This is a genomic window from Eggerthella sp. 1_3_56FAA, assembly GCF_000185625.1.
Taxonomy (GTDB): domain Bacteria; phylum Actinomycetota; class Coriobacteriia; order Coriobacteriales; family Eggerthellaceae; genus Eggerthella; species Eggerthella lenta.
The window spans coordinates 870,917-895,421 of the sequence record NZ_GL622580.1; the positions used below are offsets into that span (position 1 = coordinate 870,917).

Genomic DNA, 24,505 nt, shown 5'->3' on the forward strand with positions numbered 1-24,505 from the left:
GGCGGCGACGCGGCCGGAAGCGCGGCGGCCGGCGGCGAGACGCAGTACGCGTGGGAAGTGGTTCCCGATCCCATCACCGACGTCACGTCGACGGTGGACACCGACATCCTCGTCATCGGCGCCGGTTTGGCCGGCTGCGCGTGCGCCGCGGCGGCGGCCGAGAAGGGCGGCAAGGTGACCGTCGTCGAGAAGACGTCCAGCTGGAACGGCCGCGGCGGCGGCTTCGGCGCCATCAACTCGCACTACATGGACGAGCTGGGCATCGAGGTGGACAAGGTGAACGCCAAGCAGCACTGGATCGCCCAGTGCGCGAGCCGCGCGAACGAGGACCTCATCGTGAAGTTCTTCAACAGCTCCGAAGAGGCGTCCAACTGGCTGCTGGCCAAGGCCGAGGCCGTGGGCGGCTCCGCGATGGTGGGCGCGTTCTACAGCCACGACGACGTGTACGCCGAGCAGCCGGGTTACCACATGCTCATGATCCCCGAGGAGGCCGGCCTCACCTCGACGGGCTTCGCCGGCGCCGAGCTGTGCTACAACGACGCCGTGAAGGACGGCGCGGAATTCGTGTTCGATTCGCCGGCCGTGCAGCTGGTGAAGGACGGCACGAAGGTGACCGGCTGCATCTGCGAGGGCAAGGACGGCTACGTGCAGTACAATGCCAGCAAGGGCGTGGTGCTGTGCACGGGCGACATCGGCGGCGACCTCGAGATGTGCAAGGCGTACGCCCCCATCTGCGCCGAGTACGGCCAGCCGCGCAGCCAGTACACGCCCGTGGGCGTGAACACGGGCGACGGCCACAAGATGGGCATGTGGGTTGGCGCGCAGCTGCAGGACCTGCCGCTGCCCACGATGATGCACCCGCAGGCGTTCTGCTGGTTCCACGGCCCGTTCCTGTTCGTGAACGACAACGGCGAGCGCTTCATGTGCGAGGACACCTGGGTGCAGGGCAAGTCGCTGGCCATCAACCGCCAGCCGAACGGCGAAGCGTGGTCCATCTTCGATGCCAACTGGAAGACCGACCTGGTGAACGGCCTGCCGTACGGCGGCGGCATGTTCTGGGACTCGTTCCGCCCCTACGGCAGCGACCTTGAGCTGGCTCCCCAGTACTTCGAGACGCAGATCCCCGAGTACATCAAGCAGGGCAACGCCTACCAGGCCGATACCCTCGACGAGCTGGCGAAGCAGATCGGCTGCGACGCGGCCGTGCTCAAGGCCACGGTGGAACGCTACAACGGCATGTGCGAAGCGGGCGAGGACACCGACTACTACAAGAAGCCCGTGTTCCTGACCCCGGTGAAGGAAGGCCCGTTCTACGCGCTCAAGGTCGGTCCCGCGCTGCTGGCCATCCCCGGCGGCCTGCGCACGAACAACGACTTCCAGTGCCTCGATGCCGAAGGCGCGCCCATCGAGGGCCTGTACGCGCTTGGCAACGTGCAGGGCGATATCTGCGCTGTCGACTATCCCATCAACGTGGCCGGCAACAGCCATGGCCGTTGCATCACCTACGGCTACCTGCTGGGTCACGAGCTGGCCGGCGCGTAAGCGCCCGGCGCTCGCGGGCGCGCTCAGCCTGCAACCCTCCCCGAGCCCTGCGCCACCTCCCTCCCGGCGCAGGGCTTTTTCGCGCCCGCCCGCCCCAGCGTCCCACCCCAAATGTTTCACGTGAAACATTCGTTCGCTGGCGGGGCTTGGGAGGCTTGGGGACTTCGGACTCTTTGTGCAGATCGCGCGCAACGTGGAGGATTTCCGTTGACTTCTGGCGAAACACCCGTATACAATGCAAAGGTTCGCTTTCGAAAGCCCCGTGCATGCAGCGAGAAGCGGAAGCGCGAACGAGGGAGTCCAGACCCGAGGTTGCGCGTCGGCGTAGGAACCCGGCATCCGATCGACCTGCACTTTTGAAACCGATCATTCGCCGCATCGCGGTCGGCCCGGCATCGTTCGAGCCGCCAACAGGCGACGGAGACCCGCCCCGCACGGCGGGGTAGGACAAGATTTTTGGAGGAAGATAGTGAAGACGTATTACGCGAAGCCCAACGAAGTTGAGCGCGAATGGGTCTTGATCGACGCTGAGAACCAGGTTCTCGGTCGCGTCGCAGCCAAGGCCGCTCAGATTCTCAAGGGCAAGCACAAGCCGCAGTACACGCCGCATGTCGACACCGGCGACTTCGTGGTCATCATCAACGCGGACAAGATCCGCGTGACGGGCACGAAGGCTCAGACGAAGAGCTACTACCGCCACAGCGGTTTCCCGGGCGGCCTGAAGTCCGAGACCTTCGAAGAGGCCATGGCCAAGCATCCCGAGCGCGTCATCGAGCACGCCGTGAAGGGCATGTTGCCGAAGAACACGCTCGGCCGCGCCATGGGCAAGAAGCTCAAGGTGTACACCGGCGCGGAGCATCCGCACATGGCTCAGCAGCCTCGCGAGATCAAGATGGAGGGTTAAACAATGGCAGGTGAAGCTCTGTACTACGGCACCGGCCGTCGTAAGAACGCCGTCGCTCGCGTACGTCTCGTTCCCGGCACCGGCAAGGTCACGATCAACGGCCGTGAGGCGCTGGCGTACTTCGGTCGCGAAGCGCTCGTGAACTACGCTCTGACGCCGTTCAAGGTCACGGACACGACGGATCACTTCGACGTCATCGCCACGCTCAACGGCGGCGGCATCTCGGGTCAGGCCGGCGCGCTGCGCCACGGCATCTCCCGCGCGCTGCTGTCTGCTGGCGACTACCGCGCCGAGCTCAAGAAGGCCGGCTACCTCACGCGCGACTCCCGTATGGTGGAGCGCAAGAAGTACGGCCTCAAGAAGGCACGCAAGCGCCCGCAGTTCTCGAAGCGCTAGGAACAGCCGCTCGCATTCGCGAACAGCACGTTTTCTGCAAAGCCCGTCTCTTCGGAGGCGGGCTTTTTCTATGGATCCGCAGCCGCAACGGGCGTGGCGGGAAGCGTGCGGCACCGTCTTGGCAGAATCCTTCTCTCGCGGGTTGATCCGCGGGTTCCAAAGCGTCTCCCGCTTTTCAACCAGGATGCAAATTATGGTGTTGACCTGGTGTGCTTGCATTGAAATGGAGATGATATGCTGGTGGAATACCGTTTCCCGACAAGAAAGAGGGGGATCGATGAAGCATCTGATCCGCTTTGCAAGCATCGCTCTGGCCTGCGGTTTGCTGGTATGCTTGGCCGGGTGCAGCTGCTCTTCGACGCAGCAGGAAGCGCAGAAGCCGGTTCCCGCGGAAACCGACGAGGGAACCACGATCGACCTCGATGGCGGCTGGGTCATGTACGCGGAATCCAACCTGCTGGTCGTGCTGGACGAGAACGCGACCACGGGGTATTCCTGGACGTCGGCGATCGAGGGTTCGACGCTGGCGCTGTACACCGAGAAATCCATCAGCGCCGAAGAGGCGTATCCGACCGAGGACGCGAACCGCGTAGGCGCGGAAGGCAGCCATCTGTTCTCCTTCAAGGGGATGGCCGCCGGTGACGGCACCATCGCGCTTTCGTACGAGCGCTCTTGGGAGCAGACCGACGATGACAAGAAGATCGTTCTCCAGGTGAAGACGGGCCAGAACGGTGCGATCGAGTCGGTGAGCGTTGGCTAGCCGACGGAGGGGAGCTTACATGAGCGGATTCAGCATGCACGGCGAGAAGGAAAGCGCGAGCGCATTCGCGCTGAAGCGCGCGCGCCGGATCGCGGCGATCTGCATTGCCGCGCTGATGGCCTTCGGCGCGTTGGGCCTGGTCGGGTGCAGTTGCAGCAACACCTCGACCAAAACCGACGACGACAACGCGAAAAAGGAGCAGGTGAACGACAAGAAAAACGCCACCAAAACGGTGCCGAACGTAGTGGGCATGACGAAGGACGACGCCGAGCGCGTCATCAAGGACGCCGGGTTCGCCGTGGGAACGGAGACGGAGGAGGCGAGCGAAACGGTGGTCGCCGGCGCCGTCATCAGCCAGAGCGTGAAGGCAAAGTCGGAGGCGAAGGCGGGAAGCTCCATCGGTATCACGGTTTCGAAGGGATCGGACAAGCCCGCGAAGCGCGTGTCGGTGCCCAGCTTGATCGGCATGACGCAAACGCAGGCGGAGGACGTGCTGGCCTCGCTGAAGCTGGTGTCGAAGGCCGAAGACCCGGTGTACTCGGAGGACGCGAAGCCCGGAACGATATTCAAGCAGTCGGTGGCCGCGGGCACGGAGGTCGAAGAGGGTTCGACCGTCAGCTTCACCGCGGCGTTGGGCAAGGACTTCGCCATCGTGCCCCGCGTGATCGGATTGGATAGGGACGGCGCATTCGATGCCTTGAAGAAGGCGTCGTTCAATGTGGACATCATCGAGGCGTACAGTGGAAACGTCGCCGCCGGCAAGGTCATGTACCAGAATCCCAGCGAAGGCGTTCAGTGCGTCAGCGGCACGAAGGTGACCATTACCCTCTCGAAGGGAGCCGCTCCCGCGCCTACCGAGCAGGTGGCCGTGCCGAATGTGGTAACTCTGACACTGGAACAGGCGCAAGGCGTGTTGGAAAGCGCAGGGCTGGCATGCAAGTTCGCCGGGGAGGAAGAGGGCATGGTCGTCGAGCAGAGCATTGCGGCAGGCACCAAGGTCGATCGCGGGTCGACGGTGACCGTCAAGCTCGAGATTCTTCCCACCGGTTCGGCGGAAGGGCAGGCTGCTTGACGTCGTGCTCGTATAAGAGCGCGACGCGGGGACGGGCGAATGGCTGAACAGGATAACGAACAGGCAGGTGAAGCCCTGCTGCAAAACGCTCGGCGAACGCTTCGCGAGCAGCCGCGCCGAGCGATCGCAGGTTTGTGCGTCGTTTTGCTGCTCGGTTTGTTGACGGCAGCTTTGGCGAGCTCTTTGCAGCGGGTGTCGGCAGACGATGTATGCGCCGACGCCGTTGCAGGGGCGGTGAAGCCGATGGCGCTGAGCGGGTCGTACGCCGTAGACGGCGGCGAGGAGCGGCCTTACGCGGCTCGTCAAGCTCTTGATGCGAAGGGCATCGGCGTGGAAGCGGTGACGGTGCGCGGAACGCTCGAAAACGACGTCGCCGCAGGCGAGCTCGTCAACATGCGCCTGAGCAGCACGGCGTGCACGGTGCGCGTCAACGGCGAGACGGTGTTCTCGTTCGACGGTATCGGCGATTCGGAGCCTGCGGGCGAGCCTTTGCTCGGCTGGATCGGGTTCCGTTCGCCAGGCATCTCGACACGTGACGAAGTGGAGATCGCGCTTTCCAGCGCGGCATCCTACAGCGTGCTGGGCGATTACGTCATCGTTTTGGACAGCCTGTGCACGGGTGAGCCCGATGCTCTGTTCGTCGCCTCGGTCGCCAGCCATCTGCCCATGTTCGTTTCGGGAATCCTGGTGCTGATCGCGGGGCTGATCCTGCTGCTCATTGCCAGCGTCGGTTATCTTATCGGCGTTCCAAAGGAAACGGGCGGCCTGCGATTCGCCTTCTACGTGCTCATCGGTGGCGTTTGGATATTCTTCTGTTTCGATTACATCACGTTGCTCATCCCGTTCCCTGCGTTCACCACCACGGTGAGCTTGCTGGCGCAAGACGTGCTGGCGCTGCTGCAGCTGTCGTTCATCGCTTCGCGCGCCACGGGATACCCGCGCAGGTTGGCCACGCTGCTGCTGGCGGCGTTGTCCCTGATGCTGGGAGTGTGCATCGTTTTGAGGCTCGCGGGGGTGGCGTCGCTGTACGAGGCGAACGTCGTCATCATCCCGCTGTTCGTCATAGGCGTCTTCTTCGCCGCGCTGGCGCTTGCCGTCGAGGCGCGCGAGAGCCGCGACCGGATGGCGGTCGATGCGACCCTGGTCGTGATCCCGTGCACGATCGGATCGGTCGTGGAGGGGCTGTCGTTCCTGTTCGGCGGGGTGACCACGGGCCTGTGGCTGTGCGCCGGCATCCTGTGCGCCGTGGTGGTGCGCTTCGTTGCGCTGTTCTCCTACGCGCGCAGCCAGATCGTTCAGGCGGAACGCGCGCATCGCATGGAGGCCGAGCTTTTGCAATCGCGCATCGCTGTGATGCTATCGCAGATCCAGCCGCATTTTCTGTTCAACGCGCTGAACACCATCGAGTACCTGTGCGAGGAGGATCCGCCGGTCGCGGCGCGCGCCACCAACGATTTCGCGCGTTATCTGCGGGGCAACATGGATTCGCTCATGGGGTCGCAGATGGTGTCTTTCCGAAACGAGCTCGAGCACCTGGCCCACTACGTGGCCATCGAGCAGCTGAGGTACCCTTCCATCAAGGTGGAGTACGACGTGCGCGCGGACGATTTTCTCGTGCCGTCGTTAAGCGTGCAGCCGCTGGTGGAGAACGCCATCAAGCACGGCGCTTCCCGGCGGGCTGGCGAGGGCGTCGTGAAGGTTTCGTCGTGGCGCGAGGGGCGGTCGTTCGTCGTGCGCGTGACCGACAACGGCCCCGGATTCGACGAGCGCTCGATCGCGCGGTTCAAGGAGGGCGTCGACGTCGGCATACCCGACAATCGGCCGCCGGGCGAAGCGTCCGCGCGCAACCATGTCGGGCTGGCGAACGTCGCGGCCCGCGTCGCCGCGACCTGCGGCGGCACGATGCGCGTGGAGAACGAAGCGGGCGGCGGCGCCAGCGTGACGATGACGGTTCCCTATGAGGAGGACGGAGGTTCGCGATGATCAAGCCTATCGTGGTGGACGACGAGCGGATCGCTTTGGATGCCTTGGCGAAGAAGCTGACGTGCATTGACGGCGTTGAAGCGCCGGAGTTGTTCGAGACGGCTGCGGAAGCGTGCGCGTTCCTCGAGGGCGCTGCCGCGGACATCGCCTTCCTGGATATCAGCTTGCGAGATTCCGACGGGTTGGAGCTTGCCGAACGTGTGCGCGAGCTGTGCCCCGGATGCGCCATCGTGTTCGTGACCGGGTATGCGGATTACGCTGTCGACGCGTTCAGGATCCATGCGGACGGGTACGTCCTCAAGCCAGTTTCCGTCGAGGACTTGGAGCGCGAGATCGCCCATGCGAGAGAACGCCGAGCGCCTGCCGAACGAGCGCTTGTGCGCGTGCAGACGTTCGGGGGGTTCGAGGTGTACGCATGCGACGTGCCGGTGCATTTCAAGCGCAGCAAGAGTAAGGAGCTGTTCGCCTTCCTTGTCGATCGGCGCGGCGCGGGAGCGTCGAACGTGCAGATAGCGCGCGCGTTATGGGATAACGTGTACTACGACGTCTCGCATCAGAAGATGCTGCAGACCATCATTGCGGACATGATGAAGGCGCTGCGGGAAGTGGGCGCGGAGCAGACGGTCGTGCGCCGTCGCAACCATCTTTCGGTGCGGTCTTCGATGATCGAGTGCGACTACTACCGGCTGCTCGAAGGCGATTCCGCCTTGAAGGGCGTGCCTTTGGGACCGTATCTTCCGGATTACGCATGGGCATCGAAAACCGCTGCGGCGCTGGAGCGTGCGCGCTGAATTCGGCAGGATGCGGGCGACGGTCGACGGATCGCGGGGGATCCTCTGGTATCGTATGCGCAGAAGAACAACCGCGATTGGGGAGGACGTCCGATGCTGAAGGTGCGGCGAGCGCGAGCCGACGAGTTCGACCAGGTGCTGGACTTCTACACGAACATGATCGACGGGATGCGCGGTACGGAATTCGACGTGTGCTGGGAGCACGACGTGCACCCGTCGTCGGCGTTTTTGCGCGCATCGGTGGATGCGGGAGAGGTGTACGTGGGGCTGGTTGAGGACGGCGAGGGCGCGACCTGCATCGCGTCGGCCATGGTGCTGAACGGCGAAGGCGATGCCGGTTACGAAAGCGTTTCCTGGCATGTGGCGGCCGCGCCCGACGAGGTGCTGGTGGCGCACGTGCTGGGAACGCTGCCGGCCTACCACGGCCGCGGATTCGCGCGCGCTATGATGGAGGCGGGCATCGATGTCGCGCGGGCGGCTGGCAAAAGAGCCGTGCGCCTCGACACGTTCACCACCAACGTGCGCGCGCAGAGCCTCTACGAGTCGTGCGGTTTCGCGAATTGCGGCGTTTGCGAAGGCTTCTACGACCGCCTCGGCCGCTCCGCCGTCATGTACGAGTACGCGGTGTAGAAGATCGCGTTATGCGTCGGCGGCTTTCCCGATCGACCGTATTCAGGACCAGCTGCTCTCCGTCCTTGCGGGTGCAAGGTTACTTTCAAGTGCGTTCTTGCGCGGCTCGCGCTCGCTATAGATACTTACTTTAGGGTAATGCCTTGATTTGCGTCCTAGTGGACATCTATAAGTCGCCTCGCGCCTTCTCGGGGATCTGAAGCGCTTGGCGAAAAGACGTCGGCGGTCGATGGGGAACTTTGAGAAAAGCCGGAGAGCGCGTTTTCGCTTAACCGGCATCTTGTCGGTTATAGTGCGGTTTTCTTGCCGACGGAATCGCTAGCTTGGCGATCCTCCGTCTTCTCTATAATCAACCACGTTGCCCGTTGAATCGTTAATCGAGGGAAGTAGGTCGTATGCTCGAGAAAATGGATGATTTAACTTCATGCTCCCTTTCCTATGTCGCTTCGATACTGGGAGGCAAATGGAAGCCCTTTATCGTGTGGTATCTGAGCATGGCTCCCGGCAAAAGGGCGCGCTACAGCGAATTGAGAAAGCGCATCCCTTACGATATCTCCCACAAAATGTTCAGTCAGCATTTAAGCGAGCTGGAGCAAGTGGGGATCATCGAACGTATCGTCGTGGAGGTTAAGCCGCTTCGGGTTGATTATCTTCTCACGGCGAAGGGCGTAAGCTTCGCGAACGTCTTGTATTTCATTCGGGATTGGGGGGCGGCGTATGGGGGATTCTCCGCAGAGACTCTGCAACGCACGAAAGGCACGATGGGTGATGGCGTGCTGATGTACGGCAGTGCCGCGAGCGACGCCGAACAAGGTAGCGGCGAGCGCATCATTTGGCAATTCGACCCCTCTACGTTCGACGTGCGCGGTAGCGCGGGCGAAGAAGATACGGACGAAGCGTAATCTTCGCCTGTCGAAACAAGGGAAAGCCTTCAATAATTTTCGCATTATGCCGACCGCCTTGCGGTTCTTGTCCTCGTTCTCTTCGATTGTCCGTCTGCCTCACTTTCAAGTAAGAAGCGCACTTATAAGTGCATTATTGCGCTGACAACCCTGCGTCAACAGAATACGAGGTAGGAACCGCATCTCGAAGTGACTTGCGGTGCAAGGACGGGGTACGTTTCAGAAAGGATGATCGGCATGATTTCGAGAATCAACTTGCTCAAACGGAAAGAGGGGCTGTCTGCTGAGGAGTTCTCTGCGTATCTGACGCAGGCTCACGCAGGGCTTCTGGCCACGATGCCCTACCTCAAGGGATGCGAGACGAACGTGGTGGTGGACAACGAGCAGCGTTCGCCGTTTGATCGCGGCTCGACGGAAATCGACGGTTACACGGAGATGTTCTTCGACAGCTACGGCGACATGGTGCGTGGCATGGCTGCGCTCGAGGAATCGCTTGCAGCCGATTACGCCCAGTTCGCGGCTCCCGATATCCCGGCGCTCGTGGCGGTGAAGAAGGTCGATACACCGGTTCCCGCCTTTCTCGACGGCGTCAAGCTGATCAAGCGCATGTCCTTTCTCGGGCGAAAGGACGGTGTGAGTGCGGCGGTGTTTCAGGACGAATGGTGGCAGATGCATTCCGCGCTGGTCAAGACCATGACGGGCTATGCAGGCTACAATCAGAACCTCGTCATCGACCGCATTGTGGACGGGGAGTCCGTGCCGTTCGAAGAGCTTCCGATCGAGGGTGTCGTGGAGTTCTGGTTCGAGAACATGAAGGCGTTCGACGAGTGCTACGGAACTCCTGCGTTCAAGCGCACGGGTGCGCACGGAGCTGAGTTCATCGACAACATCACGACATACCTGGTTGAGGCGAAGCCTATCGCAATGGAGCAGGCCTAGTCGAGCTTTATGGCGGCGTGCCCGATGAGGGCCGCCGCCATGCCGGATATTTCGAAAGGTACAAGGGGAACCTCCGGAGCGAGCGTTGTCCGCGTTCGCTCAACCCGACGTTCTTGCAGATGCGCCGCATCGTGGCAAGGGCGCCATCAGACCCATTGCGAGCGACGCGGTCGTCTCGGGCTTTTTCGGGAGAGGATGAAATATGGTGGCAACTGAAAAGAAAAAAACCTCGTTGGCCAGGGCGGTGTTCTCGGGGAGCCTTGGAAATATGCTGGAGTGGTTCGACTACGGGCTGTACGGGTATTTTGCAGCGATCATTTCCGCAGATTTCTTCGTTGCCGACGATCCTATCGTCGGCCTTCTGCTCAGCTTCCTGGTCTTTGGAACGGGCTTTCTCGTCCGACCTATCGGCGGCATCCTTATCGGCGCATACGCCGACAAGCACGGAAGAATCAAAGCATTGACGTTGACGATCTTATGCATGGGAGTATGCACCATGCTCATGGGATGCTTGCCTACGTACTCCCAGGTGGGTATTCTGGCGCCGATCCTGCTCACGGTGCTGCGCCTGCTGCAGGGCTTGGCGACGGGAGGCGAATTCGGCTCTTCGCTGACGTTCATCTCGGAATACGGGACGCCGAACAACCGGGCTTTCCTCTGCAGCTGGCAGCCGTTCAGCGTTGGCTGCGGTCTGCTTTTGGGCTCCGCTGCCGGTCTGCTCGTCACGACGCTCCTGCCCGAAGCCGCTCTGTACGATTGGGGGTGGCGCGTTCCGTTCCTTTTCGGCATCTTGATCGCTTTTTACGGCATGCATATGCGCAAGAACGTTCCCGATTCCCCTGAGTTCCTGAAGGCGAAGGCGGAAGTGAAAGAAGAGGACCATACGCCGGTCAAGGAGCTGTTCCTGCGCTACAAGAAGTCCATCATCACGGTCATCGGGCTGCTGGTCGGCTCGAGCGCGACCTACTATATTCTGATTACCTATATGCCGACGTATATCTCGCAGTTTATGGGAACCTCGTTCTCGAGCGCGTTCATCGTCAACACGTCAGTTATCGCGATCAACCTGCTGCTTTGCCCTGTCGTGGGCATGCTCATCGATAAGGTGGGAAGGCGGAGGTGCCTGATCGTCGGTTGCCTCGGGTTCCTTATCTTGTCCTATCCGGTGTTCTACATTTTGATTCAGCAGACCAACGCCGTCTTGATGATCGGTTTGCTGGGGATACTCATCGTATTCCAGACGATTTTGGCTGTCGCCATCGTGGTGGTTTCGGCTGAGGTGTTTCCCACCAAGCTTCGCAACAGTGGGATCGGTTTCTCTTACAACATCGCGGCCGCGGTCTTCGGCGGTTTGGCGCCCCTTGCTGCAACGGCGCTTATCGCTGCCACGGGCGATAATCTGTCCATCACCTACTTGATGATAGGATCCGTTCTCGTAACGCTGTTGACCTCGGTGTTCCTTTTGAAAGGGTATTACGTCAAGGGAAAGAGGGTATCCGATTAGCGAGAAGGGCGCGGGAGGCGACCCTCCCGTGCCCTTTTTAGTCGGGGCGGGTTAGGAAGAAGACGGCATGACCGACGTGAGAGGTCTCGTTCGCACGACGAGAAGCGCAGCCACCTTTTGTTTGGGCGTCAGCTTGATAGCAAACGTATTCTTTGCATCGTCGATGCTCGACGATTTGAACTTGATGTTGATGGTTGGCGTTATCGCGCTGAGCTTTGCAGCGTCGACCGGGTCGTCGAGAGTCATCGGGATTCTGCTTTTCGGTTCGAGCATAGCTTTGTTGCTGCATTCGCAAGCGCCGCTTGATGTGTGGAAGCAGGCGTTACGGGAAAACTCGTACCTCATCGCCATGTTCGTCCTGGTGCCGCTTTTGAGCATTCCTGTGCAGCATGGGGGATACGGCGAGTCGCTTCGCGAGGTGTTCGTCCGTTACGCAAACACCGACAGCCGTTATTACGCGCTGGTAAGCATCATGGCTGCGTTCGTCGGAGTGCTTATCAGCATCGCGGCGGTTCCGTTGACCTATGAGGTGTCCCGTGCGAGCGGCTGCAACTACGACGAAAAGCTTCTGGCTTCGGCTCTCAGCCGAGGGTTCATCACCTGCATGATATGGGCGCCGACGTCGGCAACGATTGCTTTGGTTGTCCAGCTGACGGGAGTCGATTGGGTGGCGTTCTTTCCTTTTGCTATCGCATGTGCGCTTATCGCCGGCGCCGTTGGTTTTCTGATGACGTTCGTAAGGGATGAGGCGGCGAAGGCCTCTTCGGATGAGGCGGAGGCGCCTGCGGGCAAGATTGATGCGGGGAAGGTCGTCGAGCTTAGCGCGTTCGCTTTCTTGCTCGTTGTTTCCGTAGCGGCGACGTCCCAGCTGGGCGGGCTTTCCGCCATTGTCGTCGTTGCCATGGCATCGCTGGTTTTCCCCGTTGCATGGATGGCTGCCATCGGGCGCCTTCCGACGTATGCGCGGGAATTCAGGGGGGACTACTTCAACAACAAGCTTCCCCAGTCGAAGAATCAGATCGTCTTGTTCGCCGGGGCTGGGTTCTTCGCGCAGAGCATCGGCTATTCCCATCTGGGTGATGCTCTGGTCGGATCTCTTTTGCATATGACGGGGCAAAGCGTGCTGTTGTTGACCGTTGCGATCATCGGTATCACGCTTGCGACGTCGGCGGTCGGTATCCACCCCATTGCGGTCGTTGCCGTGGTGGGAGGGACGATGGGCGCTTCTCAATGGGGCGTTTCGCCCATCTACCTCGCTCTTGTTTTGTCGATCAGCTGGGCGATGGGGAATGCGCTTTGCCCTGCGTCTGCGAATGTCGTGGCCGTTTCCGACATGGTCGGGCAATCGCCGATCAAGGTCAGCCTACGGTGGAACGGTCCGTACGTGCTGGTTGCGACCGCGGTGCTCGTGCTCGTGCTCACCATGGCGAGGATGGGTGGATTGCTGTAGCGGCGATTGCGATCGCCTCTTCATGGAAATGTATCGAAACCGCTGATCAAAGGCTTGATATCGGAGGCTTTGGCAGGGGGTTGCCGCTTACTTATAAGTGCCCTTATGACTTTAAAGTGCGTTATTGAGGCTGATTTCAAATGATCATAGTATGCGGTTATGCGGAGTTCGTAGGCGGTGGTTACAGCGGCGATGCTCATGCAGGCGAGGCGCAGGGGAGCTGCCGAAACACGGGGCCATTTGCACGTTCGATTCAAGGAGGGTGATCACCATGATCAGCAGATGCGGATTGATGCAGAAAAAAGACGGCATGGGCATGGAGGAGTTCAAGGACTACTGGCTGAACGTCCATGGCCCCATCGCAAGCAAGATGGCGAATCTGCGCAAGTACGACCAGCACGTCGTAGTCGATGCCGAGCATCGCCATGCCATCGGACAGGGTTCGGTGGTTATCGACGGATATTCCGAGCTGCAATTCGACAGTTACGGCGACATGGTCGAGGGCGTGGAGTCGCTGCACGGCGAAGGAGCGAACGATGTCCCGATGTTCGCCAACCCCCATTGCCAAATTCTCGTGCTGGCCAAGCGCGAAGTCATTCGGATCCCGGAGTACCTGCGCGGCAGGAAGCTCATCAAGCGCGTGTCGTTTCTCGGTCGCGCCGACGGCGTTACTTCCGAGCAATTCGTCAAAGAATGGTGGAACGTGCACGACCGCTTGGTGCAGACCGTTCCCGGGTGCGTAGGGTACAACCAGGATCTCGTCATCGACCGCATCGACGGCGGCGTATCCGTTCCGTACGAGGAGCTTCCTGTAGAAGGCGTCGTGGAGATGTGGTTCGAAACGAAAGAAGCGTTCGACGAGTACTACGCTTCCCCCGAATTCGCGCGCGCCTCTGCGCACAGCTCGGAGTTCATCGGGGCGATCAACACCTACCTGACCGAAACCTATCCGGTTGCCTTGCCGTCTGCATAGGAGCCTGCGATCTTCCGTCAAAAAAGCTGCGTTTCAGTAAAGAAGAAGCACGAGAAAAAGGATCAACGATATGAAAGCTTACGAGAAGTTGCTAGAGCCGATAACCATCGGTACCCACCAGTGGAGAAATCGCATGGTCAAAGCGCCGTCGTCCGCGATGTCGTGGGATCCGGGCCAGTTCTGCAACGAGAGGATCATCGGTCTGTACGATGCGATTTCCAAGGGCGGCGCTTCGGCCATCATCTTGGGCGGCATGATCTGCGACGATCCTGCCACTTTGATCGACGATGCCGACGGCGGCGTGTACACCGTGGAAACCTACCCGCTGGGCGGTTTGTACGATGACAAGTTCATTCCCGGCCTTTCTCAATTGGCTGACGCCGTGCACGGGAACGGATGCGAGCTCATCGCTCAGATATTCCAGAACGGTGCCGCTATCAAGACCAAGGGCGGGGCCTGGTGCTCTTCTACGTTGACCGCAGACGAGCTCCCGAGCCCCGAACCGTACTGCAATCCCACGCGCGGCCTTTCGCTTGAAGAGATCGAGGCGTTCAAAGAGCGCTATTTCGCAGCGGCCGAGCGCGCCAAGAAGGCCGGTCTCGACGGCATCGAGGTGCACGCGGCGAACGGCTACTTCCTGCTGAGCTTCGTGTCGCGCGTGTGGAACCATCGCGACGACCAGTACGGTTGCCAGTCCGTCGAGAACCGCACGCGCTTGGTATGCGAGATCATCCGAGGCGTGAAGGAGCGGTGCGGCGAGGACTTCATCGTGGGCGTTCGCACGAACGGCCAGGAATACGGGCATCCCGATGCCATCACCATCGAAGAGGGCGTGGAGATCGCGAAGTTCTACGATGCTGCCGGGGCCGACTACATCAGCGTGACGGGTTACGGCTACGGTCCGGTTCCTATGCAGTTCGCTCTGGACTACTGGATGTACCCGTCTCCCGACGAGGACATGAAGCAGTTCCTCGATCGTCTGGACGGCGAAGGCCTCTCCATTCCCCCCGCTGCCGCCATCAAGCAGGCCGTGTCGGCTCCGGTGTTCGGCGTCGGCTTCGCAACGCCTGAAAAGGCCGAGGCGGCGCTTGAGAAGGGCGAGATCGACCTGGCGATGTTCGCACGCGCTCTGTGGGCCGACCCCGACATGCCCAACAAGATCGCGGAAGGGGCACCCGAGGACATTCGCCGTTGCAACCATTGCGCAACGTGCGACGAGCTGCGCATGAACGAGACGCCGCACCGCCGTTGCCGCGTGAACCCGGCGTTCCTGCGCGAGCGAGAAATGGCCGTCGTGCCTGCGGAGACTAAGAAGAAGGTGCTGGTGGTAGGCGCTGGCGCCGCGGGTCTCGAGGCTGCCCGCGTCGCCGCCGAGCGCGGCCATGAAGTCACGCTGTGCGAGAAGGAATCCGTCCTGGCCCTCGAGCTCAACCTGGCCACCATGGTGAAGGGCACGGTGTGCGAGAACGTCCCCGCGCTCATCGATTGGCTGACGTCTCAGGCCAAGAAGACGCCGGGGCTTACCATCAAGACCAAAACGACGGTGACGCCTGATTTCGTGCGCGCCATGAAGCCCGATGCGGTCATCGTCGCGACGGGAGGCGTGTACGGCGCGCCCGACGTTCCGGGCATCGACTTGGGTATCGTCTCCACGGTTCCCCAGCTCACCCGCTTAGCCGAAAAGCCGCTCAAGCTCTTCGGCGCAAACGCCATCAACAAGCTCTCCCAGATCGCCCTGCCGGGCATCGGCAAGAACTGCGTCGTCCTCGGAGCTCAGATCGAAGGCGTGCAAGGCGCGATCTTCCTGCGCAAACGCGGAAAAAACGTCACGGTGCTCGAAGATTTGGACACGGTGGGAGAGGGGTTGCCGCCGCGGTACAAGAGCAGGTCGCTTAAGTGGCTGCGGGAAAACGACGTGGAGACGATCACCGGCGTCGAGTACCGCTCGATCGACAAGCGCGGCATCACGTACGTCAAGGACGGCGAAGAGCGCTATCTCAAGGCCGACAGCATCCTGGTGTTCAAGTCTCCCGGTTCCGGCCTGAGCTTGTACGACCAGCTGAAAGACCTGGCCCCCGAGGTGTATCCCATCGGCGCATGCCAGGGACCCGGATCCACGCTCATGGTCGACGCGGTGGGCCAGGGCCGAGCCGTCGCCCTGAAGCTGTAATCGCGAGACGAAGGGAGGGGAGTTTGCAATGAAAGGCTTCGAGAAGCTTTTGTCTCCGATTGAGATAGCGCCGAATTTCGTGTTGAAGAACCGGATGATCAAGGCTCCTCAGTCGTCGTGGCGCTGGAACGAGGACTGCACCGCCGACGGCAGCGATGCCATCGCCATGTACGAGAACATGGCGGAAGGGGGAGTTGCGGCTATCGATGTCGCGGCCATACTGTGGGAACCTGCGGGAGGCATCTACCTGGGCGCTTACGACGACAGGTTCATTCCCGGCATGATCGAGCTCAACGAGGCCGTTCACAAGCACGGGTGCCTCACCATCGGTCAGTTGCATCATATCGGCCCTTCGGCCGGCCCGACCCCTGACGGGCTTCCCCCGATCTCGTCCTCTACGTTGTCCGAGGACGAGATGCCGGTTCCCAAGCCGTGGTGCCAAGCCCCTCGCGGCCTGACGGTCGAGGAGATCCACGAGAAGCAGCGCTTGCAGATCGAGGCTGCCGTGCGGCTGCAGAAGGGCGGGTTCGATGCCGTCGAGGTGCACGTGGCTCACGGGTACTTTCTCGACAGCTTCGTCAGCCCGCTTTGGAACAAGCGCGATGACGAATACGGTTGCCAGAACGTCGAGAACCGCACGCGCATCGTACGCGAGATCATCGAAGGCATCCGCGAGGCGTGCGGCCCCGACTTCGTCATCGGCTGCCGTCTGAACGGGCGCGAATTCCATCCCACGAAGCAGGGTATCACGGCCGAGCAAGCTGCCGAGAACGCCCGAGCGTTCGTGGAGGCCGGCGCCCAGTACATCAGCATCGCCGGATACGGGTACGGTCCCACGCCGTTTCGCTACTGCCCCGACTACTTCCCGTACCCGGAACCCGATCCGTTCATGGAGCCCTTCATGGACGAGTACCGCGGGGTGGGTCTGTGGACGGCCGTTGCTCGGCGGATCAAGGATGCTGTGGACGTGCCGGTCATCACGGCGGGCCGCATGGACGAGAACTTGGCAGAGCGCGTGCTCGAAGCCGGCGATGCCGACGTCATCGCGCTCGGCCGCACGCTGTGGGCCGATCCGTGGTTCGCGCGCAAGGTGGACGAGGGGCGTATCGACGAGATCATGCGTTGCACGCGTTGCGCGAGCTGCGAAGATCCGGTCACGCAACCGCGCATCTGTCGCGTGAATCCCACCTTGGGTCAAGAGCGCCAACTAGCCGCCAAGCCGGTGGCGAAGAAGAAGCGCGTGATGGTGGTGGGCGGCGGTCCGGCGGGCATGGAATGCGCGTGCACGCTCTCCGAACGAGGGCACGAGGTGACCTTGTACGAGAAGGCGGGCGCTTTGGGCGGACGCATCAAGCTGGCGGCCATGATCAAGAGCGGCGGATGCGAAGAGGTCATGCATATCTTCAACCACTTGACCGCCATGATCGAGAAGTCTGACGTCGAGGTGAGGCTGAAAACCGAAGTTGACGAGCAGCTCATCCGCCAAGAAGCTCCTGATGCGGTGGTCGTGGCCGCTTCGTCGCCGTATCGCATCCCCGATATTCCGGGCATACATCGCAAGAACGTGTTCACCATCCCGATGATGTCGAAGCTTGCGCAGGTACCGCTCAAGATGTTCGGTCCGGACAAGCTTGCTTCGATGAGCGAGAAGTTCTTCCCCGTAGGCAAGAGGATCGTGATTTGGGGTGCAGGCGCCGAGGGCGCTCAATGCGCCGAGTTCATGCGCAAGCGCGGCAAGGACATCGTGCTGGTCGCCGAAGATGGGGATGTGGGCGGTTTGATTCCGCTCAAGTACAAAGAACGTATCGAGCCGTGGTTCAATCGCGCAGGGGTTCGTGTTGTACGCGATGCCACAGTGGCTGAATTCGGCAAGCAAGGGGCGCTGCTGAGGTTCTCGCAGGGGGGAGAAGAGCTGGTGCCGTGCGATTCCATGATGGTCATGCTGCCTGAGCAGCGCGACCCGGCGTTTTTCGACATGGCCGCGTCGCTCGTCGACGAGGTGTACGAGATAGGCTCGACGCTCGGCGGCGAGAACGCGTTCCTCAAGCATGCGTTCGCCGACGGACGCCGCGTGGGCTGTCTTCTGTAAGGCATCATCCCGTGTCCCGTCGTGTCAATGCGCGCGACTCGGCGGGACACGGAGTGCATGAAGGGAAACCGGAAGCGACGCGAACCGAGGGAGGTGACTGCCGGGCGAAGCCAGGGTTTCGCACGAGACGGACCGCTGTTCGTTTCGGAATGCAATTTCGAAGGTAAACAAGGAGGAAAGAACAATGTCGGTTAAAACTTATCGTCGCGGGGTCATCCTGATCTGCGCGGCCTTGTGCGGTGCGCTGACGGCGTCGTTGAATATTTGGAGCATCTTCCAGAAGCCCCTGATGGAAGCTTATGGCTTCTCGCCTCAGTCGGTTTCGTTCGCCTACACCATCGTTATCGCTATGATCGGTTTGAGCGGTCCCATCGGCGGATGGCTGCAGCGCAAGGCGCCTGCGCATATCATCATGACCGTTGCCGGCATCGGCTTCGGCCTGGGCTGGTTCCTGACGGGCTTTGCCAGCACCATCCCGGTGCTATACATATCGTTCGGCCTGCTGGTAGGCGTGTGCGACGGTATTTGCTACAACCTTGCCCTCGCTATCGCTACGCGGTGGTACCCTGACAAGCGCGGTTTCGCCAACGGCGTGGCTCTGGCCATCATGGCCATCTACCCGTTGTTCACGGCTCCTATGGGCAACATGATCATCGAGAACTTCAACGTGAGCATCGCGTTCAACATCGTGGGCGTGTTCTGCATCGTCGGCTTCATCGTGTTGTCCCGCTTCCTCAAGATGCCTGCTGCTGATTTCAAGCCCGAGGGTTGGAATCCGCCGGCCGAGAGCGATACGAAGCGCGTGAAGAACTACACGTCCGGTCAGATGCTGAAGACTCCGTTCTTCTGGACGCTGCTGCTGTTCTTCGGCACCGTTGCCTGCACCGGTTGCGTGATGCTGTCCACGGTGTCGCTGGTGGGGCAGGTCCAAGCCGGCATGGATGCCGCGACGGGCGCGCTCATGGTGGGCATCTTCGCCATCGCCAACGGCACGGGCCGTTTGGGTCTCGGCGCCATTTCCGACAAGTTGGGGCGTTTCCAAACCATGTTCGTCGCCGTTGCGGTGACGGCGGTCATCCACCTGTTCCTGTTCGCTAATGCAACGAGCACCGCGATCTTCATCGTGGAGGCATGCATTCTGGGTATCTGCTTCGGCGGCATCATGGCCATCATGCCGTCGGTATGCGCCGATGCCTACGGTCCCGGCAATGCGGGCCAGAACTACGGCTTCATGTTCATCGGCTACACGCTGGCCTCGTTCATCGGCCCGGTGGTTTCCGCCAACGCGCTTGCCACCACGGGCAGCTACAGTTCTGCATTCCCGTTCCTCGGTGCGCTCTGCATCGTCGGTCTCGTGCTGCTGTCGCTGGCGTGGATGTTCTTCAAGAAGATGAAGGCCAAGGACGCCGCTGAAGCGTAAAACGCGTATGTGCTGGTCGGATGCATCTTACCAATAAGTGAGTTGCGCACTTTCAAGTGCGTTGTTGAAGGCGCCCAACAGCTGCCGGATACTAAAATTCCCGAACGATCTGAGGAAGGGGTAGGACATGATTTCCAGGATTAGCTTGCTGAAGTGCAAAGAAGGGGTTTCCGAAGAGGCGTTTCGCGAGGGCATGATGGGGGATGTGCGCGACGTGATCGCCCGCATGCCCCAGCTGCGGAAGTGCGAGATCGATTTCGTGACCGATCGCCAGCAGCGCTCTCATCTGGGTCGCGGCGCCATCGACATCGACGGCTTCATCGAGATGTTCTTCGACAGCTACGGCGACATGCAGCAGGCGATGGACGAAGCGGGGGATGCTCTGCTGGCTGCTCTGGAGCCGCTCGTGGAAGAGCCCGTTTCCACGCTGGTTGCGGTGAAAAAGGTGGACACGCCCGTTCCCGCCTACCTCGACGGCAAGGCTATCAAGCGCGTGTCTTTCTGCGATCGCGCGGAGGGCGTCGATGCCGCGACGTTCCATGACGAGTGGTGGTACACCCATTCCCTGCTGGTGAAGCTGATGAGCGGGTACTGCGGCTACAACCAGAACCTGGTCATCGACCGCATGGTCCAAGGCGCGTCCGTCCATTACGCCGACCTGCCGGTCGAAGGCATGGTGGAGTTCTGGTTCGAGGACATGGACGCGTTCGACGAGTGCTACAGCACGGTCGGTTTCAAGTTGCGCGCGAGCGTGCATGCAGCGGAGTTCATCGGCACCGTCACGACGTATTTCGTCGAAGCCGTGCCTGTGGAGCTGCAGAACTAGACGAAGTTCGGACTGCATCGCGAACTCGGCGTGATGCAGTCCTTTTTGGAAGGGGAGCGTTGCTATGAAGTCAAAGCGAGCAGAGTTTTTCGATGATGCCGTTGTCTCGGGTCCTGATCAAAAGGCTTTCGAGGAGAAGATCTACGCCGAAGCGCAGGCCAAACGTTGGCCGCGCGTAGCGGAAGGCACGGGTAAATTCGAAGGTCAGGTGGTCATCGTGACCGGCGCCGCGGGCGGCCAGGGCGAGATGGAAGCCAAGATGATCGCCCAGCAAGGTGCCAAGGTGTACATGGCCGACATCGAAGAAGAGGGATTGAAGCGGGTCGAGGCTGCCATCATCGCCGACGGCGGAGAAGCCGTGGCGTTTCCGATGGACGTTGCCGACGAAGGCTCCTGGCAGGAGCTGGTGAAGAAGGTCGTGGACGAGAGCGGTCGACTGGACGTGCTCGTCAACAATGCCGGGATGTGCCAGAACGGCACCGTCCTCACCGAGACCCGCGAGTCCCTGAACCGCATCATGGACGTGGATTGCTGGGGCGTGTACAACGGCATGCACTATTGCGCACCCGCCATCATCGAAGCGGGCGGCGGCACCATCGTCAACACGTGCTCCTACCAAGGCACGCATTTCGGACCCGGGAGCTTCATCGGCTACGCCATGGCCAAGGCCGCCGTCATGGGCATGACGCGCGCCGCCGCCACCGACCTCGGGACCTACGGCATACGCGTGAACGCCGTGAACCCCGGCCTTGTGCTTTCAGGGATGACCTTGCCGCGCGGCCAGAACCGCAAGGGTCTGGTGGACGCCTCGTCGATGAAGCGCTACGCGCTGCCCGAGGAGATTGCCTCAGTGGTCATGTTCCTTGCTTCGGACGATTCCAGCTTTATCAACGGCGAGTTCATTGCCGCCGATGGCGGTGCCACGACGTATCTTCATCTGGCGACGGCCGACGCAAAGTAACGGCGCGTTCTGCGTCGATGAAGGCGTGCGCCAAAGGGGGAGGGTTGGCGCACGCCGATTGGCGCGCTCGCGGTAACTCATTAAGGAGAAGGGGTGTGTCATGGCTCGGTTCGATAACAAGATCGTGCTGGTCACGGGTGCGGCGAACGGTATCGGGCGTTGCATGGTCAAGTGTTTCCTTGCGGAAGGCGCCGAGAAGCTGGTTGCCGTCGACATCGAGCACGATACGTTAGAGGATGCGTTCGGCGACGAGGATCGCGTTCATACCATACCGTGCGATATCACCGATTACGATGCCGTGCACCGCATGGTCGACGAGGCCGTCGAACGCTTCGGCCGCATCGACATCCTCATGAACAACGCGGGCATCAGCATCAAGGACGGGCAGAAGTACGGTATGCTCACCTGTCCTAAAGATGCTTGGGATCGTGTGATCGCCACCAACGTGAACGGGTCGTTCTACGTGGCGCAGGCCGTTGCCCAAGCCATGGTGGCGAAGAAGACGAAGGGCGTTATCGTGAACACGTCTTCGAACACCTTCCGTTTCATACCGAAGTACCTTGGCGCGTATCCCGCATCCAAGGCTGCCATCGCCGTGTTCACCAAGCAGTTCGCCAAAGAGCTTGCCGAATACGACATACGCGTCAACGCGTTTGGACCCGGTACGACGAAAACCCGCATGAGCGAGCCGACGCGTTTGAACCCGCACATGAACGAGCAGTTCTTGAACGATATTCCCATGCACCGCTACGGCGAAGTGAAGGAGGCCGTGGATGCGGCGCTGTTCCTCGCTTCGGAAGAGTCTTCCTTCATGTTGGGGGAAATCATCTTCGAGGATGGTGGGCAGAGCCTCTAGCTGTGCGTTAGATTAGGAGGACGACAATGGAAAGAGAGCGGTTTGTTGACAAGATAGCCCTGGTAACCGGCGGTGCCAACGGTCTTGGGCGCGGCATGGTCGAGCAACTCGTGAAGGAGGGTGCCCAGGTTGCCATCTTCGACATCGAGGACGATACGATGGAAGAGGTGTTCGGGGGCAACGATCACGTTTTCTGCGTGCACTGCGATGTGCGCGACTACGATCAGGTGCAGGAAAGCGTGCAGAAGGTCATCGATCGATACGGGCGTATCGACGTTTTGATGAACAATGCCGGCATCTGCCATCGGGAGCCGTTTCTGGAGTGCAGCAAGGAGGGATGGCTCGATGTGATGGCCACGAATCTGAACGGCGAATTCTACGTCGGCCAGGCTGTTGCGCGCACGATGGTCGAGCTTGGCGTGAAGGGCTACATCGTGAACACGAGCTCGAACAGCTCCCGCAAGACCATCGGCGGCATCACTCCCTATTGCCCCTCGAAAGCCGCCGTCAAAATGCTTACGCAGGTGATGGCGCTCGAGCTGGCGAAGTACGGCATTCATGTGAACGCGATAGCTCCCGGCACATCCAAAACGCGCATTGCCGCCGGAACGATCAACGATCCTGAGCGGAGCGCTGCGTTCCTGGCGAAGATGCCCTTCGGACGCTACGGCGAAGTTCGCGAGACGGTCGACGTCGCGCTGTTTCTGGCTTCGGAAGACGCTTCGTTCATTACGGGCGAGACCATCTACAACGAAGGCGGTTTCAGCTTGACCTAGGAAGAGGGAGTTATGGCAACTGTTGAGGAGCTTGAGAAGCGCATCGGGGACTTGGAGGACATGAGGGCGATCGAGCGGTTGCAGGCCGAGTATTGGGATACCCTCGATGCCAAAGACTGGGATGGCCTGCGGGCATGCCTTGTGGAAGATTTCGTGTTCGCCAACAACACGACAGGAGGGCTCTACGAAGGACGAGAGGGGATGCTCGCCACGATGCGAGCCAAGTTCGCAGACGGCGTCACGTCGAGCCATCAAGGACACCATCATTGGATCGAGCTGACGGGCGAAGAAACGGCGCGTTCGCATTGGTCGCTCCAAGACGATCTGTACGATGCACAGCGCGGAGGCGAGTTCGTGGGTCGTGCCCATTATGACAACGAGTACGTGAAGATCGACGGACGATGGTACTTCGCCAAGATGTCGCTGACGTATCTGCGGGGCGAGGCGAACATCAAAAAGCGCTACGAAGACTGCGCGAACGCCTACCAGGTTTTCATGATGTGAGGGTTGGCTTGATGCGGGCCCTGTCCAACGAAGGGAGCGAGCACGTGATTGTTCGGTGCGGATTGCTTAAGAAGAACGACAAGTTCACCCAGGAATCGTTCTCGCATCATTGGCTGCATATCCACGGGCCGATTGCTGCGGGAATGAAGAACCTGCGAGTTTGCAACCAGAATCTCGTCATTGACAACGAGCATCGTCACCCGATTATGGGAGGCGTCATCGATATCGACGGGTATTCGGAGCTTCATTTCGATACGTACAGCGAAATGCTCGAAGGGGTTCAGTCGTTGGATGCCGAAACCGGTAACGCCCTTCTCGACGACGCCGAGGTCCTTTTGCAGAAGCGCTTGTGCGACATCCTGGTGTTTTCCCGCAACGTGGTGCGCGAGGTTCCTCCGTATCTGCGGGGAAAGAACCTGGTTCATCGCGTGTCGTTCTTGAATCGAGCGGAGGGGGTGAGCGTGGCCGAATTCCGTCGAGAGTGGTGTTATGCTCACGCGAAGCTGGTGGAGGCTGCTCCCGGCCATGCGGGCTACAATCAAAACCTCGTGATCGACCGATTCGTAGACGGGGCGAGCGTTTCCAGCGAGAAGCTTCCCTGCGATGGCATGGCCGAGTTCTATTTCGAGGACATGGATGCCTTCGAGTGCTTCTACGATTCCAAAGAATTCCAACGATTGACGGCTCATGGATCCGAGTTCATCGGCTCGGTTGACACCTACCTCGTCGAGACCCATCCCGTTGTGGCCGGGTCGGCACGCGGAGGGTACTGCCTATAGGCTGATAATGCGAGACGGATTGACAGCCCGCTTCCTCGGAGGCGGGCTGTAGGCTTTTGAGGCGAAGCTAGGGGCTTGTCTCGCCTCGCTCCCGTTTCGACCGCTCCCTCGCTCCGAGTTGTCCCCGAATGGCAAGCTATGACAAAGTTCGTTTTGGAGAACTTGGTTTTTAGCGAGTGGTGGAATTCGTGACCTGGCTGTATGCGGAGGCGTTTTCCGCATTGCCAGCTTGAACCGCTTTAATCCCTCTGTCGAAATTGTCATAGGTGCCGTTTTGC

Annotated in this window: 22 protein-coding genes; all 22 read left to right on the forward strand. The window is 60.7% G+C overall.

Annotation, left to right across the window (positions count from 1 at the left end):
• A partial coding sequence (locus tag HMPREF1023_RS09010) for an FAD-dependent oxidoreductase (RefSeq protein ID WP_009305939.1) occupies positions 1–1,542 on the forward strand: 1,542 nt, incomplete at its 5' end.
• A 469-nt stretch (positions 1,543–2,011) separates the two neighbouring features.
• Positions 2,012–2,446, forward strand: a complete 435-nt coding sequence (gene rplM, locus HMPREF1023_RS09015) for a 50S ribosomal protein L13 (protein WP_009305940.1) — start codon at positions 2,012–2,014, stop codon at positions 2,444–2,446.
• A 3-nt stretch (positions 2,447–2,449) separates the two neighbouring features.
• A complete protein-coding gene (rpsI, locus tag HMPREF1023_RS09020; RefSeq protein ID WP_009305941.1) occupies positions 2,450–2,842 on the forward strand; it encodes a 30S ribosomal protein S9 in 393 nt (130 codons plus the stop codon).
• A gap of 277 nt (positions 2,843–3,119) precedes the next feature.
• Positions 3,120–3,602, forward strand: coding sequence for a protease inhibitor I42 family protein (locus tag HMPREF1023_RS09025; protein ID WP_009305942.1), 483 nt, complete (start codon positions 3,120–3,122; stop codon positions 3,600–3,602).
• A 19-nt stretch (positions 3,603–3,621) separates the two neighbouring features.
• On the forward strand, positions 3,622–4,674 hold the full coding sequence (locus HMPREF1023_RS09030) for a PASTA domain-containing protein (protein ID WP_009305943.1): 1,053 nt from the start codon (positions 3,622–3,624) through the stop codon (positions 4,672–4,674).
• Positions 4,675–4,845: 171 nt separating this feature from the next.
• Positions 4,846–6,657, forward strand: a complete 1,812-nt coding sequence (locus HMPREF1023_RS15040; protein ID WP_181870455.1) for a sensor histidine kinase — start codon at positions 4,846–4,848, stop codon at positions 6,655–6,657.
• Positions 6,654–7,448 (forward strand): response regulator, encoded by a 795-nt coding sequence (locus HMPREF1023_RS09040; protein ID WP_009305945.1) that lies wholly within the window; start codon positions 6,654–6,656, stop codon positions 7,446–7,448. Before HMPREF1023_RS15040 ends, HMPREF1023_RS09040 begins: the two co-directional genes overlap by 4 nt.
• A 93-nt stretch (positions 7,449–7,541) precedes the next feature.
• Entirely contained in the window at positions 7,542–8,078 is a 537-nt protein-coding gene (locus tag HMPREF1023_RS09045) for an N-acetyltransferase (RefSeq protein WP_009305946.1), read from the forward strand.
• Positions 8,079–8,473: 395 nt separating this feature from the next.
• Positions 8,474–8,980, forward strand: a complete 507-nt coding sequence (locus HMPREF1023_RS09050) for a helix-turn-helix domain-containing protein (RefSeq protein WP_009305947.1) — start codon at positions 8,474–8,476, stop codon at positions 8,978–8,980.
• A gap of 237 nt (positions 8,981–9,217) precedes the next feature.
• Entirely contained in the window at positions 9,218–9,919 is a 702-nt protein-coding gene (locus tag HMPREF1023_RS09055) for an EthD domain-containing protein (protein ID WP_009305948.1), read from the forward strand.
• Between the two features lie 202 nt (positions 9,920–10,121).
• Positions 10,122–11,423: an MFS transporter gene (locus HMPREF1023_RS09060; RefSeq protein WP_009305949.1), complete on the forward strand. Its 1,302-nt coding sequence runs from the start codon at positions 10,122–10,124 to the stop codon at positions 11,421–11,423.
• Positions 11,424–11,490: 67 nt separating this feature from the next.
• Positions 11,491–12,873, forward strand: a complete 1,383-nt coding sequence (locus HMPREF1023_RS09065; protein WP_009305950.1) for a C4-dicarboxylate ABC transporter — start codon at positions 11,491–11,493, stop codon at positions 12,871–12,873.
• Positions 12,874–13,144: 271 nt separating this feature from the next.
• Positions 13,145–13,846 carry an EthD family reductase gene (locus HMPREF1023_RS09070; RefSeq protein ID WP_021410074.1) on the forward strand — a complete coding sequence of 234 codons (702 nt, stop codon included), beginning with the start codon at positions 13,145–13,147 and terminating at the stop codon, positions 13,844–13,846.
• A 70-nt stretch (positions 13,847–13,916) separates the two neighbouring features.
• Positions 13,917–16,016: an FAD-dependent oxidoreductase gene (locus HMPREF1023_RS09075; RefSeq protein ID WP_009305952.1), complete on the forward strand. Its 2,100-nt coding sequence runs from the start codon at positions 13,917–13,919 to the stop codon at positions 16,014–16,016.
• Positions 16,017–16,044: 28 nt separating this feature from the next.
• A complete protein-coding gene (locus tag HMPREF1023_RS09080) occupies positions 16,045–18,105 on the forward strand; it encodes an FAD-dependent oxidoreductase (protein WP_009305953.1) in 2,061 nt (686 codons plus the stop codon).
• Between the two features lie 184 nt (positions 18,106–18,289).
• Positions 18,290–19,525 (forward strand): OFA family MFS transporter, encoded by a 1,236-nt coding sequence (locus HMPREF1023_RS09085; protein ID WP_009305954.1) that lies wholly within the window; start codon positions 18,290–18,292, stop codon positions 19,523–19,525.
• A gap of 127 nt (positions 19,526–19,652) precedes the next feature.
• Complete coding sequence (locus HMPREF1023_RS09090) at positions 19,653–20,351, forward strand: EthD domain-containing protein (protein WP_009305955.1); 699 nt, start codon at positions 19,653–19,655, stop codon at positions 20,349–20,351.
• Positions 20,352–20,415: 64 nt separating this feature from the next.
• Positions 20,416–21,312, forward strand: coding sequence for an SDR family NAD(P)-dependent oxidoreductase (locus HMPREF1023_RS09095; protein WP_009305956.1), 897 nt, complete (start codon positions 20,416–20,418; stop codon positions 21,310–21,312).
• A 100-nt stretch (positions 21,313–21,412) separates the two neighbouring features.
• Positions 21,413–22,168, forward strand: coding sequence for an SDR family NAD(P)-dependent oxidoreductase (locus tag HMPREF1023_RS09100; RefSeq protein WP_009305957.1), 756 nt, complete (start codon positions 21,413–21,415; stop codon positions 22,166–22,168).
• A 26-nt stretch (positions 22,169–22,194) separates the two neighbouring features.
• Positions 22,195–22,944, forward strand: coding sequence for an SDR family NAD(P)-dependent oxidoreductase (locus tag HMPREF1023_RS09105; protein ID WP_009305958.1), 750 nt, complete (start codon positions 22,195–22,197; stop codon positions 22,942–22,944).
• A 12-nt stretch (positions 22,945–22,956) separates the two neighbouring features.
• Positions 22,957–23,448, forward strand: a complete 492-nt coding sequence (locus HMPREF1023_RS09110; RefSeq protein WP_009305959.1) for a nuclear transport factor 2 family protein — start codon at positions 22,957–22,959, stop codon at positions 23,446–23,448.
• Positions 23,449–23,492: 44 nt separating this feature from the next.
• On the forward strand, positions 23,493–24,227 hold the full coding sequence (locus HMPREF1023_RS09115) for an EthD domain-containing protein (protein ID WP_009305960.1): 735 nt from the start codon (positions 23,493–23,495) through the stop codon (positions 24,225–24,227).
• Positions 24,228–24,505: the final 278 nt, after the last annotated feature.

Bases quoted from the DNA above. Each gene is read 5' to 3' on its own strand.
- HMPREF1023_RS09085 (WP_009305954.1), top strand. From the start codon at position 18,290: ATGTCGGTTAAAACTTATCGTCGCGGGGTCATCCTGATCTGCGCGGCC.
- HMPREF1023_RS09100 (WP_009305957.1), top strand. From the start codon at position 21,413: ATGGCTCGGTTCGATAACAAGATCGTGCTGGTCACGGGTGCGGCGAAC.
- HMPREF1023_RS09045 (WP_009305946.1), top strand. From the start codon at position 7,542: ATGCTGAAGGTGCGGCGAGCGCGAGCCGACGAGTTCGACCAGGTGCTG.
- HMPREF1023_RS09070 (WP_021410074.1), top strand. From the start codon at position 13,145: ATGATCAGCAGATGCGGATTGATGCAGAAAAAAGACGGCATGGGCATG.
- rpsI (WP_009305941.1), top strand. From the start codon at position 2,450: ATGGCAGGTGAAGCTCTGTACTACGGCACCGGCCGTCGTAAGAACGCC.
- HMPREF1023_RS09095 (WP_009305956.1), top strand. From the start codon at position 20,416: ATGAAGTCAAAGCGAGCAGAGTTTTTCGATGATGCCGTTGTCTCGGGT.
- HMPREF1023_RS09050 (WP_009305947.1), top strand. From the start codon at position 8,474: ATGCTCGAGAAAATGGATGATTTAACTTCATGCTCCCTTTCCTATGTC.
- HMPREF1023_RS09065 (WP_009305950.1), top strand. From the start codon at position 11,491: ATGACCGACGTGAGAGGTCTCGTTCGCACGACGAGAAGCGCAGCCACC.
- HMPREF1023_RS09060 (WP_009305949.1), top strand. From the start codon at position 10,122: ATGGTGGCAACTGAAAAGAAAAAAACCTCGTTGGCCAGGGCGGTGTTC.
- HMPREF1023_RS09090 (WP_009305955.1), top strand. From the start codon at position 19,653: ATGATTTCCAGGATTAGCTTGCTGAAGTGCAAAGAAGGGGTTTCCGAA.
- HMPREF1023_RS09055 (WP_009305948.1), top strand. From the start codon at position 9,218: ATGATTTCGAGAATCAACTTGCTCAAACGGAAAGAGGGGCTGTCTGCT.
- HMPREF1023_RS09040 (WP_009305945.1), top strand. From the start codon at position 6,654: ATGATCAAGCCTATCGTGGTGGACGACGAGCGGATCGCTTTGGATGCC.
- HMPREF1023_RS09110 (WP_009305959.1), top strand. From the start codon at position 22,957: ATGGCAACTGTTGAGGAGCTTGAGAAGCGCATCGGGGACTTGGAGGAC.
- HMPREF1023_RS09080 (WP_009305953.1), top strand. From the start codon at position 16,045: ATGAAAGGCTTCGAGAAGCTTTTGTCTCCGATTGAGATAGCGCCGAAT.
- HMPREF1023_RS09105 (WP_009305958.1), top strand. From the start codon at position 22,195: ATGGAAAGAGAGCGGTTTGTTGACAAGATAGCCCTGGTAACCGGCGGT.
- HMPREF1023_RS09075 (WP_009305952.1), top strand. From the start codon at position 13,917: ATGAAAGCTTACGAGAAGTTGCTAGAGCCGATAACCATCGGTACCCAC.
- HMPREF1023_RS09025 (WP_009305942.1), top strand. From the start codon at position 3,120: ATGAAGCATCTGATCCGCTTTGCAAGCATCGCTCTGGCCTGCGGTTTG.
- HMPREF1023_RS09030 (WP_009305943.1), top strand. From the start codon at position 3,622: ATGAGCGGATTCAGCATGCACGGCGAGAAGGAAAGCGCGAGCGCATTC.